The following is a 16332-nucleotide window of genomic DNA, read 5'->3' as shown; positions in this document are numbered from 1 at the left end:
CTTCATTTTCTCTACATTGATTGACCTTTAATCCGTTTGAACGGGCAACTGTCCTCCAGCTTTCAATTGACCAAGTAAAACTTTGATCCCGGCAGACGTATTTGGCTCCTGCTTTCCATACACCGCAAGCCCTGAGCGCACGTTCTGAAGATAGATCATCTCGTAAGGGTTACCCAATGACAACAGCGTATATCGCAGATTACTCTTGTTCAGTGCATTAATCAAGGTTTGATAATCGCTCCAACCGAACTGGCTGGCTACATTCCGGAATTGGTAAGAAGCAAGAATGACATAATTCGCTTTGCCAATCGCCTGGAGCGTTTCATTCATTTTGCCTTGTCCAACAAGTGCAATTTCAGTCTTTAACGACAGGTTATTAGCAGCTTGCAACAGTTGTTTTTCAAGCTGATTCGCCTGATCCTGCTCGGCTGCGACAATCACAACCCGATCGCCTTGCTGAATTTGATCTGGAAGCATAACTTCGCGACTGCTGAGTACGGTGACCGCTCGTTCTGCGATTTTCTGCTCCACCGCTCGATGCTCCTTCGATCCAATAATACCGTTAAGCTGAGTTAGCTTTTGCGCAAGAGTCTGGTTACGTTCAAACAAACCATATTTCGCTTTCATCTCCAGGATTCGTTTCACAGATGCGTGTATGGTTTCATCCTTGATCGTTCCATTGTTCACCGCATTCACCAGCGTTTGATGGGCTGCTGCTGAATCTTTTGGCATAAGGATGATATCAACACCTGCGGAAACGGCGCGTTCTACCGATGTATTCTCCCCAAAATGCTCCGCAATGGCATTCATGGTGAATGCATCGGAAATGATGAGACCTTTATATCCCAGTTCTTCGCGAAGAAGTCCTGTCAGTACTTTTTTAGATAAGGTAGCTGGAATCGGCACACGTTCACCGTCTTTGAGTGAAGTGACATGTTCGTTATCGATGGCAGGAAAAGCAATATGCGCGGTCATAATCATCTCTACCCCGTTTTCAATCGCCGCTTGAAATGGTTTTAATTCAACCGCATCCAACCGCTCGCGATGATGAGTTAGTACCGGCATTCCGAGATGGGAGTCTACCTGCGTATTTCCGTGACCCGGAAAATGCTTCACTGCCGCCATCACCCCGGATTGCTGCAAGCCCTTTATCGTTGCGAGACCTAGTCGCGTTACCAAATCTGGCTCCGAGCCAAACGAGCGTATACCAATGATGGGGTTATCTGGATTACTGTTGATATCCAGCACTGGCGCAAAGTTAATCTGAATTCCCAGTGCCTTCAGTTCCTCCCCCGTCAGCTGACCAGCCGCTTCGGCAAGCGCTGCATCTCCAGTTGCGCCCAGCGCCATCTGACCTGGCAGATTCGTACCGTCTGGTATTCGCTTAATCACACCACCTTCTTGGTCGATACTAAGAAATAGCGGAATGTCACCTGCTTCTCTTTGCATATCATGTGTGAACGTTGTAAGCTGCCTCACGTCAACAATATTTTTGTCAAAAAGAATAAGTCCGCCCAAGTCTTGATCATGGATACTACGTTTCAGCCCCTCATTAACGCTCGTCGTCGCTTTACCATTCCATTGCCTAACATCGGGCATAAGCATCTGACCCACTTGCTCACTTACCGTCATATAAGATATCAGCTTATCCCAATCTTGCGCCCGAATGGCTGCTTCGCGTTCGAAGCGAATGACTCTCGCCATGAATACGGCATATTCAGCGCGCGTGACAGCTTGATTTGGACGGAAAGTGGCATCCGAATAACCACCGACCAAGCCGTTGGAGCTCATAATAAGAATAGGCGCTGCAGCCCAATGCTTGTCCGTATCGGTCCATTTTGCGGGCTTCTTTCCTTCCGAGAGTGAATATGCCCTTGTAAGGAAGGCCGCAGTCTCTGCGCGGCTAAGCGGTGCATCCGGACGGAAGGTTCCGTTAGGGAAACCACTCGCAAGTCCATTTTTAGCAGCTATCATGATTTCTCGATGGAAAGGGTGTGTCGTTGGAACATCCGAATAGGTTGTGCCATCCACTGCTCTCTGAAGCTGATCTGGATAAAGCTCCCGTACCATAAAAGTGACGGCTTGTGCCCGTGTCACAAGTGCCTCAGGCTTGAAGATCCCATTACCATATCCGGCTACTGTTCCCCGTTTCGCCATATACGTGATGCCATCCTCTGCCCACTTTGAATACTTAAGATCAACAAAATTTTCTTCCGCAGCTGCCGTCCCCACCCCTATAAGCACAGATCCGAGGACGGCACCAATCATCGTCATCCATTTTACATGCATTTGTTTCACTCCTGTTGTTATTCTATGGATGAATAGACGCTAATACGGTATCGTTTGTTGCGTTGACATAATTCAATGAAATGATATGCAGATCATGACTATCCCTTCACGCCACCAATCGTCATGCCCTGTACAAAGTATTTCTGCAAGAACGGATACACCATCAGAATAGGAACACTCGCAATAATGGTCATCGTCGCTCGAATTGATGTTGGAGTAACCGCCGTTGCATTGCTCTCGGCAGACTGATAAGCATCACTTGCTGATGAAGTCGCTGAGGTCGTTGAAGTTTGCAGAATCTTCATTAATTCGTATTGCAACGTGCTTAATTCTTTATTGGAAGAGTTGTAGAGGAATACATCGAACCAGGAATTCCATTGCCCAACGGCTACAAAGAGTGATACGGTTGCCATTGCGGGAATCGTTAGTGGCAGGACAACACGGATAAATGTCGTGAACTCCCCTGCCCCATCTATACGTGCTGACTCCAGAATGCCTTCCGGAAGACCTTCAATAAAAGAACGGATGACGATCATATTGAATACACCGATTACACCCGGAATGATATACACCCAGAAAGAACCGATCAATCCAAGGTCTCGAATCAGCAGATAACCGGGGATCAAGCCCCCGCTGAAGTACATGGTGAACACAAAAAACATTGTAACAAACTTACGAAGCACAAATTCCTGACGACTAACCGTATAAGCAAGCATGGCTGTACAGAAGACGGAGACCACGGTTCCAATGACCGTACGCAGGGCCGAGATCAGCGTTGCGTGATAGATATCGGATTCGCCAAAAATGTATTTGTAATTGTCCAGTGTCCATACACGGGGCCATAGATATATTCCCCCCCGAATGGCATCGTTCGCATTATTGAAGGATACCGCAATCATATTAACAAAGGGATAGATCGTCACAATCATCAGACATACCATGAAGATCATGTTAATGGTGTCAAACGCTCGATCCCCGGTACTGCTATTCCGCAAGCGGGATGTGTTTCCTTTTCGCATGGCATAGGCCTCCTTTTAGAATAGTCTGCTCTCTCCCATTTTTTTCGCTATATAGTTCGCAGAGAAAAGGAAGACAAAACTGACCACAGTTTTGAATATGCCGGCTGCTGTACCCAAGGAAAAGTTCCCCATCCCTAATCCATATTTCAGTACAAAGATGTCCAGATTCTCCGAATAATCCATGTTCATCCCGTTACCCAGCAGATATTGCGGCTCGAATCCGGATTCCAGAATACTTCCCATGTTCATGATCAACAAGATCACAATAACCGGTTTCAAACCAGGCAGCGTGATATATAACATCCGTTTGAAGCGACTGGCTCCATCAATCTCGGCAGCCTCATATTGCGCTGGATCAATTGCCGTAATCGCTGCCAGATAGATAATAGTGTTCCAGCCGACATCCTTCCACACCTCGGTTGCCCCAAGAATACCCCAGAAGTATTCACCTTTTCCCATCCATAGTACCGGACTATCAATCAGGTGAAGCTTCATCAGGAGCAGGTTGATAATTCCGTCTGGTGACAGTACGGTTAATACAATGCTGGAGGCAACAACCCACGAGATAAAGTGAGGCAGATAACTAACGGTTTGCACAAAGCGTTTAAATATGACATTTTTCAGTTCATTCAACAAGAGGGCCAGTGTAATTGCTGTCACAAATCCCAATACCAGTTTAATGGAACTCATGACAAGTGTGTTGCGCAGCACCCGGTAGAAGGTATTGTCTTCAAATAACGTACTAAAATGCTGCCAGCCTACCCACTGCTGATCCGAGAAGGATCTCGCCGGTTTGAAATTCTGAAAAGCCATGGTCCATCCCCATAACGGCAGGTACTTGAAGATAAAAGCCCAGATGACAAAAGGTATACACATCCAGGCAAGTGTTCGTTGTTGCACAAGACGTTTGAAGAATGAATGTGCTCTGGTTCCCTTCGGATTCGAGGCTGGCGGCATCGAGTTAAGGTAGACATTAGGTTTCTCCACGGTGAACCTGCTCCTTTCCTATGCTGTTCATCATGCGAGGAGAAACCGGAGTTTATGTTCTTTCGTCTTCTCCTGCGCATGTACAGTTTGTTTTAACAAGTTTGTTCAAAAAAAGGAATTCTTGAACACGTACTTAAAGTGTTCGTATCACCATTTTCCTGCGACTCGATCCTTCACAACTTTGGTAATGGTCGCTTCATAACCAGCTTTGTCCAATTTGTTCAATTCAGCCATGTAGGCATCCCACAGCTTATCAAAATTCGAGGGTGCTCCCAAGATCATTTCCGGCAAGTATTTACGTTGCAAATCATCCGATTTGGTCGTGAAGATCTGTTCAGGTGATCCTTGCTCCAATGCGATGGACCAAGCCGGGAACCAAGGCCGCTCTTCCGGTTTGTTGAACAATTCACTAAAAGTTTGGATACCGTAGGCTTCAAGGAATTTCTTGTCTCCCTCGGTGTAAGATGCAGCGGCCACTTCCGGCTGGTTGCCAGGGCTATAAGCGTTACCATCGGTTAGTGTAGATTCACCGCCATATTTCGGCCAATCTGTACCAAAGTAGGTGAACCCGAATTTACGGCTGAGCTCCAGATCATCATGAGCCTTGCGTTGATCTTCATTTGCATAATAAAAGCGGCCCATCTCATCCACACTGTACGTCTCGTCCTTGATGCCCCATTGCACCAGAACCTGATTCTCTTCCTTCAGCAAATTATCAAAGTATTTGATGATACGAACAGGGTCTTTGGCGTTCACCGAGATACCGGTTGCATAGTTGTTGACGAAGCCGGGAGGATCAACATATTGATCCTTAATTCCTTCATCAAACACGATCGGAAGTGGTGCATAGCGCTTCTCATCTATGCCTGCCGAGAGCAGGTTTTTCGACGCATCCCCAATCTGCCAGCCATAATTGAAGTATCCTAACACACGACCCGAAGTCAGTTTGGCCAAATACTGGTCTTTGTTCATCGTAAAGGATTCCGGATCCAGCATCCCTTGAGCATTAATCTCATTTAACTTCTGAATCCATTTTTTCTGAGCATCTGTTCCGGCGACGACTTTCGCCTCATGGGTAGTCATGTCCACCATGACACTGCCATCGTTCGGATAACCGGCGAGATGCATCGCTGGATTCTGCAAGGTGAAGAAGTTATTGGCCACACCTGCAAGTGACACAAATCCGATCGTCTCTGCACCATCAACTGTTGGATGTTTTTCCTTGTAATCCTGAATCAGATCAAAATATTCATCCAGTGTAGTGATCTTAGGATAATTAAACTCTTTGAGCACAGAGCGCTGAATCCAGAAGGCTCCCCCACCAACATTTGGACTACCTGAATACTCACCCTGATTAGCCGTATAAGGCAGCGCATAGATTTTTCCGTCTTCTGCATTTTTCATTTTATCGAAGTATGGTCCATATACTCTTTTGATATTAGGGCCGTATTCCTCAATCAGATCATCCAGCGGAATATAGGCCCCGGCATCCAATAACTTGGACATCTCACCACTGGAGCTAATGACATCAGGATAGTCTCCACTGGCGATCATGACACCGGCTTTTGTCGCACTATCACCTACCAGATATTCCAACTTCCAGTCCACACCTGTTTGTTCTTGCAACACTTTACCGATTGTTGTTTCGCTTGCCAGAGTATCCTTCTTGCCTGGAGAGAACATATAATATGAGAACGTTACTGGACTGTTCTCATCATCACCTGTGGCTGAAGGTGATGATGAATTGTTCTGACTGCACCCAGCCAGCAAAACAGTCACTAATACAGCTAAACTTGCTATTCTAACTTTCGCTTTTAACATGTGAATATTCCCCCGTTCCTTATGGTCTCTATGGATTGCACTCACCATTTGCCAGCTACACGATCCTTCACTGCCTGTGTTATCGTAGCTTCATATGTTTTCTTGTCCAGTTGATTCAATTGACTCATATACTCATTCCATGTGTTCTCGAACGTGGAAGGCGAGTCCATAATCATTTTGGGTAAATATTTCTTCTGGAGATCTTCTGCCTTGGTGATGAAAATCTGTTCAGGAGAGCCCTGCTCCAATGCAATGGACCAAGCAGGAGACCAAGGACGCTCATCCGGTGTGCTGAATAGTTCTGTGAATGTCTCCACACCATATTTCTCTAACAACAGCTTGTCACCGTCCGTGTAACTAAAGGTAGCCACTTCTGGTTGATTGCCTGGTCCATAGGCGTTGCCATCCTCCAGTACGGAGTTATTACCGTAACGAGGCCAGCTGTAATTAAAATAGTCAAAGCCGAACTTACGACTTAATTCGGGATCTTCATGTGCCTTGCGTTGGTCATCATTTTTGAAATAAAAGCGACCTTCGTCATTCACACTATACGTCTCGTCCTCAATGCCCCATTGCACCAGAATCTGGTTTTCTTCCTTGAGCAAATTATCAAAATATTTAACAATTCGCACGGGATCTTTGGCATTTACGGTAATTCCGACACCATAGTTGTTCACAAAACCTGGCGGGTCCACATACTGGTCTTTGACACTGTCATCAAATACGATCGGTAGAGATACATATCGTTTATCATCAAGTCCAGCCTTCTTGAGGTTGTTCGTTGCGTCTCCAACCTGCCAGGAGTAACTGAAATATCCCAGAACCCGACCGGACGTCAACTTGGCGAGATACTGATCCTGGTTCATTGTGAAGGATTCGGGATCAAACATCCCCTGTGCGTTAACTTCGCTCAGCTTCTGAATCCATTGTTTCTGATAATCAGATCCGGCTACCAGTTTGGCTTCATGGCTCTGCATATCCACCATCACACTGCCATCGTTTGGATAACCTGCCAGATGCATGGCCGGATTTAGCAGGGTGAAGAAGCTGCCCGACTCACCCGCAAGTGTGGCGAAGCCGATGGTTTCTTTTCCATCGATCTGCGGATGCTTTTGCTTGTATTGCTCAATCAAGTCAAAATATTCGTCCAGCGTTTTGATCTTGGGATAGTTAAACTCTTTGAGCACAGCCCGCTGAATGTAGAAGCCGGTCTGGAAGTTAGGCTCTGACACATAACCAATGTTGGCTGTGTATGGCAAGAAATAGATCTTTCCATCCTCCTGTCTGAATTTGTCCATATAAGGCCCGTATACCCGCTTGATGTTAGGCCCGTATTGATCGATCAGTTCATCCAGTGGGATAAAAGATCCTGCATCCATCAACTTGGCCATTTCACCACTGGAGTCGATGATGTCGGGGTAATCCCCACTCGCAATCATGACACCTGCCTTGGTTGCACCGTCGCCGACCAGATATTCCATCTTCCAGTCAACACCTGTTTGTTCCTGTAACTTCTTGCCAATGGTCGTGCTGCTTGCCAGAATATCCTTCTTGCCACCGCCAAACGTGAAATATTTAAAGGTGACTGGGGTGTTGTCATTACTGTCAGGATAAGAGGCTTGCGGACTGGCTTTATTGCAACCTCCCAGCGTTACAGCCAGTAAAATTGCCAGACCTGTTATAATGTTTCTTTTTCTAAACATGTAGCAAATGCCCCCTTCAAGTATTGTTTGTGTCTTTAAGCCTTCTCAATATATCAAGATAGCGCTTTCAAAGTTACCCATGAAAGTGTACCTCCTACTTTGAAAAGTATATCCCTCATATTTAGTCGCCTGGCTTGGCTGATGGATCAAGTGGAAGCTTAATTTGGATACGTGTCCCTTCTCCTTCCCCTGTCTGGATGTCAAATGTAAAGTGATTTTTATAACAAAGTTTTAAGCGACTATACGCATTTTTCATGCCAACATGCTCTCCCATATCCGTGTTCTGATTCAGATAGCTCAGCAATTCTTCCAATCTAGCTTGTGACATCCCTATTCCGTTATCCGTTAGTCGGATAAGTAGGTGGTCAATTTCAGTCGAAACGAAGAGTTGAATGATGCCTACACCCGGAGATGATTCAATACCATGAATACTTGCATTTTCCACAAAGGGGAGAATTACCATCTTGGGGATTCGGTACATCAGTACCGCAGGATCAGCTTCAATTCTGTATTGGAGTTTGTCGCCAAAGCGATATTTCTGAATTTGCAAAAAACTCTCGATGAGTTCGAGTTCTTCCTTCACTGTCACATCATTCTGATTCCAACTGATCGACTTGCGAAACATCTTGGCCATGTTATGCACAATTTTGGCGGTCTCTTTCTCGCCCTTGATGAGGCTCCGCATCCGTACCGACTCCAGGGTATTAAACAAAAAATGAGGGTTGATCTGGCTATGGAGTGCATGAAGCTGAGCTTGCTGCTGTTTTAACTCTAGGTCTTTCTTCTGAATGTCAGCTAGATATACCTCATGAATCAAGTTATGGATCGTCTCGGTCATTCGATTGAATTCCATCGTGAGCTGACCGATCTCATCTCTTGCATCTTCAGGAGGAATCGTCTGAAAATTCTGTGTTTTCACTTTTTTCATATGTTTTAGAATCCGCACCAGTCTGACATGGATGGATCTGGACATGGCCGCGATGATGATGGAAGGCAAGACAAAATTAATGCAAGCAAGCCAAACCACGAAGGAACGGGACTTCCGTACCTCCTTCAGCACAATTTCTTCATCCATAACGCCATGCAGGGACCACCCTTCCAGATAGTTAATGCCTGTATACGTAAGTTCAAAGGGAATCATTTTGTTCGGAAACTGGATCTCACTGTAACGTTTCCCTATCAGAGATGCTTCTGCTGTATAATCATTTGAAAATTGGATGTGTCCTCCTGGATCAACTAAATACACTTTTCCATCGAATCCGCTGTTGTGAAAATACTGCTTGATCGTCTCCATGTTGAGGTCAATTTTAAGTAACTGCTCTCTCCCCCCAGTGTCCAGATTGTCGAGCCTTTGTACCAGACTTAACATTTGATCAGATGAGATCAGAGCCGGATAAGGAGCGGAGTATGCCTGAAATTGAACGTACCAGTCTGAGCTTCGGACCACATCAGTTAAACGATCAATATAACCGGAAGATAGAATGGTAGGATTATCGGTATACACTTGATACCAGCGAATCCCCTGATTCAATTGACCGGAGAATTGCCCTTTCAGGTACGAATTATAAGCGTCAATGTACTCAAAATGACTTCGAAACGAACGCGAGATGGTGTCATTGAACACAGGATCCGTATATAACGAATAAGAGAGACCGACGCCCTGATCAATGGTTACACGCAGGTCGTTCTTCAGATTGTTCAAGGCCATGCCGGCATCACGAGTTTTCTGACTACGAATATTGGCGGATGTAACATTGTAGAACACCACATTGGTAACAACAATGGGAATAAACACGGACAGGACATACATCAGCAGTAGCTTATCTCGAAGCTTCATGTAATTCAGGTTCCATCTTGGCATTGTGCACCTCGCTGTTCATTTCCCATAAGGAGATTGCGATACTCTGTAGGCGATAACTTAACGAGCTTCTCAAACTGGGTTACAAAATAATCTGCATTCTGAAATCCCACGCGTGCAGCGACCTCGTACATTCTCAGATCCGTCTGCCGCAGTAACTTCTTCGCCTCATGAATCCGCAGGTTCAGCAGATAGTCATTGAAGTACTGATTGTAGCTTTTGCGGAATAACCGCCCAAGATAAACGGGATTCATGTAGAAGAGCGCAGCAATGCTTTTGAGATTGATGTTCTCGGTATAATTAGCATCAATATACCGTTTGATCCTGCTGATATCCCCTTTGGATCGCTCCATTCGCAAATGAGACACATAATGCTCGGCTTCCTCCAGCGCCATGAGAAAAGCATTCTTCAGTAGTCTTAAATTCCACCCTTCATGACTTTGTTGTGCCAGCTCCTTTAGCTGCTGCAGCCCTTCATCAGTACCATCCATTTCGTGGACTACAGCGAGAATACCCGTTATATAATGCAACAGAGAACCAGCTACAGCCTGAGGAGAAAATCGATTCATATGAAACAATTTGAATTTCTCTTCTACAATGTTGTGGTAAGCTGCCCTATCCCCCTCTTCCAGGCTCAAGATTAATTGATCTACCTCCTCCTGGTATACATTAAAAACAAACAGTGGTTTGTCTTTAATCTCCGTATAGCGCACGACACCACCAGTTTCTGCATATTTATGCTTGGCTGCTTCTTTAGCCGCCATAAGGGATTGTGGGATATCTCCAATCTCTTTGACGAGTGTTCCTGCGTAAAGACCGATGTCCAGATTAAGCTTTTTGCTCAGTGTTATATGAATAGAATGCAGCTTATCCTGTAACGCCATGCCACCTTGATCAGGTTTAGACCACAACATTAATAATGCAAACATGCCGTGCTGTTGCTCACTGATGAACATTTGGCATAAGTTACTCTCGAGAGATTGTACTGCTTCACGTACCTGTTCAATGGTAATTTTAATTTCATCTAATCCGGTCTGAAGTTCAATCAAAGTCATGAGCAGATTGGAATTATGCTTGATCCCGAGCATCTCGGCATGTCGAGGTTCATCCTGCTTCTGTACATGACCTTTGATCAGATCCTCCAACATGATGCTACTGGCCTGTCCCTCAGCCATGAGTATATGTTTTCTTTTGTTGCAAATGAGATTAGCCGACTTCTGCAACGTCGCCGTCAGTTCTTCATCATCAATTGGCTTCAGAATATAGTCATGAACCCCGTATCTGATTGCCTGCTGTGCATATTTGAAGTCATGATAACCACTGATGATAATGAACACAGGTTCCAGATGAGGCATTTTCTCTACGGCACGAATAAGTTCCAGTCCATCCAGGATCGGCATACGAATATCGGTTATAATCACATCTGGCTGCAGGCGTTCAATCAGATCCAGTGCCTCTAGACCGTTCTCTGCCTCCCCGATAATCTCCATATCAAGATCAATCCAGCTTATGAGCTCATACAGCCCTTTTCGTACATACATCTCGTCATCTACCAGTAGTACTGATAACATCCTTTTGTCCCCTTTCTTCCAACGAAAATACCCCCGCCAGAAACTACTCTCCTCCCATCTGGAAGCGGTTTCATTAATTATACTCAAATATGTAATATGCTTACATTTTATAGGTTGCAATCTGTAATTTCATTGCATAGATCGTTATATTTATTGCGCGAAAGGACTATTAAAAACAGTGATTTCACACCAAAAAGCCGTTGATTCGGCTTGAATCAATGGCTTTATCTTAGCTCAGAAAAGAAAAAGATCTAATTCACCCGACAATTCTGTCGGGCGATATTCGCTCATGTAAATCGGTAACTTATTATTGATCATTCTATTAAATCCAGGTGTTTCCTTTCAATTCAATCATGGAATTCGGGCCTGGAAAGGTTAATTCTATCTTTTGGTCCTGATAGGATACGGTTACAGAAGTTTCTGCAATAGAGCGAATTCTGGTATTCAACAGACGACCCGCCTCCCATTCCAGATCTAATTCAAATCCGCCACGAGCCCGAATACCATGAATATATCCTGTTGGCCAGGCTGCGGGCAAAGCAGGTAACAATCGGAGTACTCCGTCATGGCTCTGGAGAAGCATCTCTGCTATACCTGCAGTACCTCCAAAGTTCCCATCAATTTGGAATGGAGGATGATCACAAAACAGATTGGGTAACGTGGAGGAACGTAGAAGTTCCACGATGTTATCGTGTGCAAGTTCCGACTCCTCTAATCGTGCCCACATGTTGAGAATCCACGCCCTGCTCCATCCGGTGTGTCCACCACCGTGTTCCAATCTTCTGTCGAGTGTTACGCGAGCTGCCTTAGCCAGATCAGGCGTAGCTTGCGCCGTAATTTGCGTTCCCGGATGCAAAGCGAATAAATGGGAAATATGTCTGTGGCCAGGTTCCAATTCATCATAATCGTTACTCCACTCTTGGATTTGGCCATGTTTTCCAATGGAGGTTTCCGGTATTTTGGTTAGCGCATTACGGAGCTGTTCTCCGAATTCCTGATCTTCTTGCAATATCCGGGTGCTCTCAATGCAGCGCGTGAAGAGTTCTCTAATAATTTGATTGTCCATCGAAGCACCAAAGCATAAAGCCCCCGATTCTCCATTATCTAAGATATAGCGATTCTCCGGTGAGGAGGAAGGACATATTACCCAATTGCCGGAAGGATCTTCTATCAGATAATCCAGAATAAACATAGCCGCATCTTTCATCGTGGCGTAAACTTTTTGAAGAAACTGAACATCCTGATTGTATTCATAATGGTCCCACAGATGTAATGAAAGCCACGCTCCTCCCATGGTCCAAAACGTCGATGTCATGTATACATCCTGCGGAGCAGCGTCAGCCCAAATATCCGAATTGTGGTGGGCGACGAACCCCCTGCATCCGTACATGATGCTAGCAGTTTCCTTTCCTCGAACATGCAGTCGCTCTATAAAATCAAACAATGGAACGTGACATTCAGACAGATTACAGCTCTCTGCGAGCCAGTAGTTCATCTGTGCATTAATATTAATCGTATATTTGCTATCCCATACAGGAAGCATGTCTTTGTTCCATATCCCTTGGAGATTTGCCGGTAAAGAACCTGGACGGCTGCTTGAGATAAGCAGATAACGACCAAATTGAAAGTATAGACTTATCAGTTCCGGATCATGCTTACCAGCTCTAAGCCGTTCAAGGCGCTGATCGATTGGAAGTTCGGAACAGATAACATCTGTATGATCATCTTCAAGATGTATATCCATCTTTTCGAATAAGGATTGATAATCCGAGACATGATCGGCGAGCAGTTCGTTATATGACTTTGTGGAAGCGGATTCAATTCTTCGGAGGCACTCTGCTTCGAGTTGTTCCTTGGGTATTCGGAAATCTGTGCAGGCCGAGATTAGAATAGTCGCTGAGTTACCATCCTTAAGAGAAAGCTGTCCGCTTGAATAATGAACCTGCCCCCCTTCAGATATAAGGCGAATCCCGCAACAAAATCGAATTCCTTCTTCTCCCCCACTTCTTCCTCGGATAATCAAGTTATTCGTTCCACGCTTCTCGATCCGATCCAGATAGGATTGGAAACCAACAGGATGTTTGAGAATATTGGACCATGATGATGATTCCAGAACAGTTCCCCTGCCAAAAATAGTGGAGAAAGATAACTTTCCAGGTACGCTGGATTTGAGATGAACAACGAGCACTTGATCCGGGTAGCTAGCAAAATAATCACGGCTGTATATGGATTGATCTACGGTATAATGCACGTTTACCTTACCATGTTCCAGATCGAGATGTCTTTGATAATCATTCGCTTCTTGTCCACTGTGATCCATAGCGATGTAAAAGTCGCCTAATGGCTCGTAATGTCTTTGCCCGTCAGGAACACCTACCAGAGTATCTGCTGCGAGTTCTTCTGCTTCACTAATCTTGCCATCAAAAATCAGGTTTCTGATCTGAGATAAAGATTCAAGGGCTTGAGGATTATTCCGCTGCATCGGGCCACCATACCACAGGCTATCCTCATTAAGCTGAATTCTCTCGATCTGTGTTTTTCCAAAAATCATGCCTCCAAGAGTTCCATTTCCGATAGGCAATGCCTCTTCCCATGTTCTAGCAGGTTGATTAAACCAGATATTTTTGGTCTTCACTTTTAACCCTCCAACGAAGTATAATTCCTCACATTTCTTCTCATGTTTAGTATGTTCCGTTCGTATGTTATTTTAAGTGTACTGTAATCTCAAGAGCATTTAAATGAACAAAACTAACTTGAATTATCACAATTTTATCGTAGCGAAAAGTGTTTAATCGTAAATTCCGAAGTAAACAGAAAAAGTGCGACTATCGCACCAACCATTTCGTTCAATCTACGCACCACCAGAAACGTATTTTTTCTTATGTTAATCGTATAGACAAATAAAGTTGCTATTATAGCAACTTTATTAAAAGGCATCTTTAGAATTCTTCAACATGTTCAGGTTCATAGATTCCGTAACCATTTTTGCCATTCTTTTTAATCGTGTACATGGCTTGATCGGCATATCTTAGAAGTTCAGAAGGCTCTTGTCCATGGGTTGGAAACAGGCTAATGCCTATACTTATGGATAGATTAATATGGTTTCCAGCAATTTTAAAATGCGTACTGAATGCAGCATCCAACTTTTTGGCGATTGTTATAGCCTCTTGATCATTCTGTAGATGGCTTAAGATAGTGAATTCATCCCCGCCGAGCCGGGCCACCATGTCTGTGCTCGGGATCGTTTCTCTGAAACGTTTTGCCATCTCCATCAACACTTGATCCCCAACATCGTGTCCATATGTATCATTCACTTGCTTGAATCCATCGGCATCCACAAACATGACAGCAAGTTTGCTATCGTGTCTTTGTGCATTGCTAATTGACCAGGCAAGACGGTCATTATAAGCAAGACGATTAGGCAGACCGGTAAGCACATCATGCAAAGACAGATGTTTGCTCATTCTCGCGGACTTTTTAATTGTGGTATATTCCGTCTCAAGTTCTTTAATCAGATTTTTAAGTTTATACACACGGGTATTTGTATTCGTCATGTCAGTAATCTGAATAAGGGCATAACTGTGATCTTCCAGATAGAGTGGCTCCACGTGCATATTTTGTCTGAATATATATTCATCCTCGCCTTCCCTCGGGAGAATGAATGCCTTATGTAAAGCGCTTGAGCAAAATCTGCTCTGACCGTGATACAGCGCATTTTGCAAAATATTCTGATACATGTTCGACTTAAACCGTGGGCAGACTTCAAGCAGATTCAGTCCTATAACCTCTTCCGCATTTTTTCCAGTAAAGCGTTCCAACCAGCCATTCCAAAGAACAACTTTCAATTGTCTATCGACAATGAGCATGCCTATATTGGCTTTTTTCAGTGCTTGTGATAGAAGATTATTCATGGCCAGCTCCTAGCAATGCATCAATTTTGTCTAGCAAAATGGAGATGGAGCTCATACTCAACGCAATAATAATTATTCCTTTCACGTCCGTTTCGGCGAGCAAAAACGATGTATGGAGAACAAGTACATATACTTCGTTTTGAAGTAGTATTTCCGGATCAGAGTGAGTACCATGAATTAATTCAATATCCGGCAGTACATATTCAAGTTTTAACTCAAGGAAATTGCCAAATTCTCCAATGATGGCATTGAGAAGGACATTGCTGACTTCTTTCAACACATCCAGATCGGTATCCATCAAGCGGAAGTTTTCAGGTATGGTCTCAGTGAGCTCCCCAAGACACATATTTGCCAGGATTTTAGCCTGCTCAGCGGGAAACATCAAAAAAGCTTTTCCTTGAAACTCATAGCCAAATTGAAGAGAAGACCTGAATAGATGCCCTTCATTGAAAAAAATGTTATATCTCCGATCTTTCCGATCAACATCGGAGAAAGAAATCAGTTCTACATCAGGAATGTTCAATACAATATGCCTGTCAACAATCTCTGATAACATATTGGCAGCTTGTCCCACGTATACGTTCACAAGTTCAGTAAGCAAATCCTTCTGCAATTCATTCAGCATGATTGGTCACCCGAATTAATTCAACTAACGTATTTGCTTTATCAACAGTTAAGGGCTTATTTAAAAAGCCTGAGATTCCCAGACTCTCTACTTCTTCACGTGTCGCCTTCTGGATATCCGCGGATAAAATAATAATATGTACATCCCGATCGATTTCCCGAATCATACGAAGCATTTCTTGTCCATTCAAACCAGGCATTAGCAGATCCGTTATGATAAGATCAGGCTTGAATGCCTGATATAAGTTATATCCTTGCTCTCCATTGCTTGCAATCTGAATCTCGCAATCCGTAATATGATCCATAATTAGCTTCCGGACCAATTTCTGTACAAAGATGGAGTCTTCCACAATTAGTACTTTCATTTTCTTTAGTCTCCTCGTCAACAATGTTAAAGCTTGGGAAATTCAGGTGTTGTAGACAGTTCTTTAATAAGGAGCACTTGCGCTATTGGCACTCCTGCAATTTATAGAAGTAAAACAATTTATAATACAGTAGTGTCAAATAGATTGTCAACAATATTGTTGAACAAAACTTTTTCGTTCTTCT

Annotated in this window: 11 protein-coding genes; all 11 read right to left on the bottom strand. The window is 44.2% G+C overall.

What is annotated here, in order from left to right; translation table 11 throughout:
- Window positions 1–27 precede the first annotated feature (27 nt).
- The 11 genes from MKZ12_RS14965 to MKZ12_RS14915 all read right to left on the bottom strand — a co-directional run bounded on the left by MKZ12_RS14965 (window position 28) and on the right by MKZ12_RS14915 (window position 16148).
- Complete coding sequence (locus MKZ12_RS14965) at window positions 28–2289, bottom strand: glycoside hydrolase family 3 N-terminal domain-containing protein (RefSeq protein WP_339261210.1); 2262 nt, start codon at window positions 2287–2289, stop codon at window positions 28–30.
- 98 nt (window positions 2290–2387) lie between these two features.
- The gene (locus tag MKZ12_RS14960) at window positions 2388–3308 is read right to left on the bottom strand and encodes a carbohydrate ABC transporter permease (RefSeq protein ID WP_215077816.1); all 921 of its coding nucleotides are present in this window, start codon (window positions 3306–3308) and stop codon (window positions 2388–2390) included.
- Window positions 3309–3323: 15 nt separating this feature from the next.
- Complete coding sequence (locus MKZ12_RS14955; protein ID WP_339243073.1) at window positions 3324–4265, bottom strand: ABC transporter permease subunit; 942 nt, start codon at window positions 4263–4265, stop codon at window positions 3324–3326.
- A gap of 177 nt (window positions 4266–4442) precedes the next feature.
- Window positions 4443–6116, bottom strand: coding sequence for an ABC transporter substrate-binding protein (locus MKZ12_RS14950; protein ID WP_339261208.1), 1674 nt, complete (start codon window positions 6114–6116; stop codon window positions 4443–4445).
- 41 nt (window positions 6117–6157) lie between these two features.
- Complete coding sequence (locus tag MKZ12_RS14945) at window positions 6158–7819, bottom strand: ABC transporter substrate-binding protein (RefSeq protein ID WP_339261206.1); 1662 nt, start codon at window positions 7817–7819, stop codon at window positions 6158–6160.
- A gap of 121 nt (window positions 7820–7940) precedes the next feature.
- Complete coding sequence (locus tag MKZ12_RS14940; protein WP_339261204.1) at window positions 7941–9680, bottom strand: sensor histidine kinase; 1740 nt, start codon at window positions 9678–9680, stop codon at window positions 7941–7943.
- A complete protein-coding gene (locus tag MKZ12_RS14935) occupies window positions 9662–11248 on the bottom strand; it encodes a response regulator (protein ID WP_339261202.1) in 1587 nt (528 codons plus the stop codon). The genes MKZ12_RS14940 and MKZ12_RS14935 overlap by 19 nt, the downstream gene beginning before the upstream one ends.
- 322 nt (window positions 11249–11570) lie before the next feature.
- Window positions 11571–13883 (bottom strand): glycoside hydrolase family 95 protein, encoded by a 2313-nt coding sequence (locus tag MKZ12_RS14930; protein ID WP_339261200.1) that lies wholly within the window; start codon window positions 13881–13883, stop codon window positions 11571–11573.
- Between the two features lie 304 nt (window positions 13884–14187).
- Window positions 14188–15159, bottom strand: a complete 972-nt coding sequence (locus tag MKZ12_RS14925; RefSeq protein WP_339261198.1) for a sensor domain-containing diguanylate cyclase — start codon at window positions 15157–15159, stop codon at window positions 14188–14190.
- Window positions 15152–15784 carry a chemotaxis protein CheC gene (locus MKZ12_RS14920; protein ID WP_339242714.1) on the bottom strand — a complete coding sequence of 211 codons (633 nt, stop codon included), beginning with the start codon at window positions 15782–15784 and terminating at the stop codon, window positions 15152–15154. The genes MKZ12_RS14925 and MKZ12_RS14920 overlap by 8 nt, the downstream gene beginning before the upstream one ends.
- Window positions 15774–16148: a response regulator gene (locus tag MKZ12_RS14915; RefSeq protein ID WP_339261196.1), complete on the bottom strand. Its 375-nt coding sequence runs from the start codon at window positions 16146–16148 to the stop codon at window positions 15774–15776. Before MKZ12_RS14915 ends, MKZ12_RS14920 begins: the two co-directional genes overlap by 11 nt.
- Between the last annotated feature and the right edge of the window lie 184 nt (window positions 16149–16332).

It is taken from the genome of Paenibacillus sp. FSL R5-0713 (assembly GCF_037973325.1).
Taxonomy (GTDB): domain Bacteria; phylum Bacillota; class Bacilli; order Paenibacillales; family Paenibacillaceae; genus Paenibacillus.
This window is presented reverse-complemented; position numbering and strand designations above follow the sequence as displayed.

What these genes read in the sequence shown, in the direction of transcription:
- MKZ12_RS14965 (WP_339261210.1), bottom strand. Translation starts at nt 2,289, where the DNA reads ATGCATGTAAAATGGATGACGATGATTGGTGCCGTCCTCGGATCTGTG.
- MKZ12_RS14960 (WP_215077816.1), bottom strand. Translation starts at nt 3,308, where the DNA reads ATGCGAAAAGGAAACACATCCCGCTTGCGGAATAGCAGTACCGGGGAT.
- MKZ12_RS14955 (WP_339243073.1), bottom strand. Translation starts at nt 4,265, where the DNA reads ATGCCGCCAGCCTCGAATCCGAAGGGAACCAGAGCACATTCATTCTTC.
- MKZ12_RS14950 (WP_339261208.1), bottom strand. Translation starts at nt 6,116, where the DNA reads ATGTTAAAAGCGAAAGTTAGAATAGCAAGTTTAGCTGTATTAGTGACT.
- MKZ12_RS14945 (WP_339261206.1), bottom strand. Translation starts at nt 7,819, where the DNA reads ATGTTTAGAAAAAGAAACATTATAACAGGTCTGGCAATTTTACTGGCT.
- MKZ12_RS14940 (WP_339261204.1), bottom strand. Translation starts at nt 9,680, where the DNA reads ATGCCAAGATGGAACCTGAATTACATGAAGCTTCGAGATAAGCTACTG.
- MKZ12_RS14935 (WP_339261202.1), bottom strand. Translation starts at nt 11,248, where the DNA reads ATGTTATCAGTACTACTGGTAGATGACGAGATGTATGTACGAAAAGGG.
- MKZ12_RS14925 (WP_339261198.1), bottom strand. Translation starts at nt 15,159, where the DNA reads ATGAATAATCTTCTATCACAAGCACTGAAAAAAGCCAATATAGGCATG.
- MKZ12_RS14920 (WP_339242714.1), bottom strand. Translation starts at nt 15,784, where the DNA reads ATGCTGAATGAATTGCAGAAGGATTTGCTTACTGAACTTGTGAACGTA.
- MKZ12_RS14915 (WP_339261196.1), bottom strand. Translation starts at nt 16,148, where the DNA reads ATGAAAGTACTAATTGTGGAAGACTCCATCTTTGTACAGAAATTGGTC.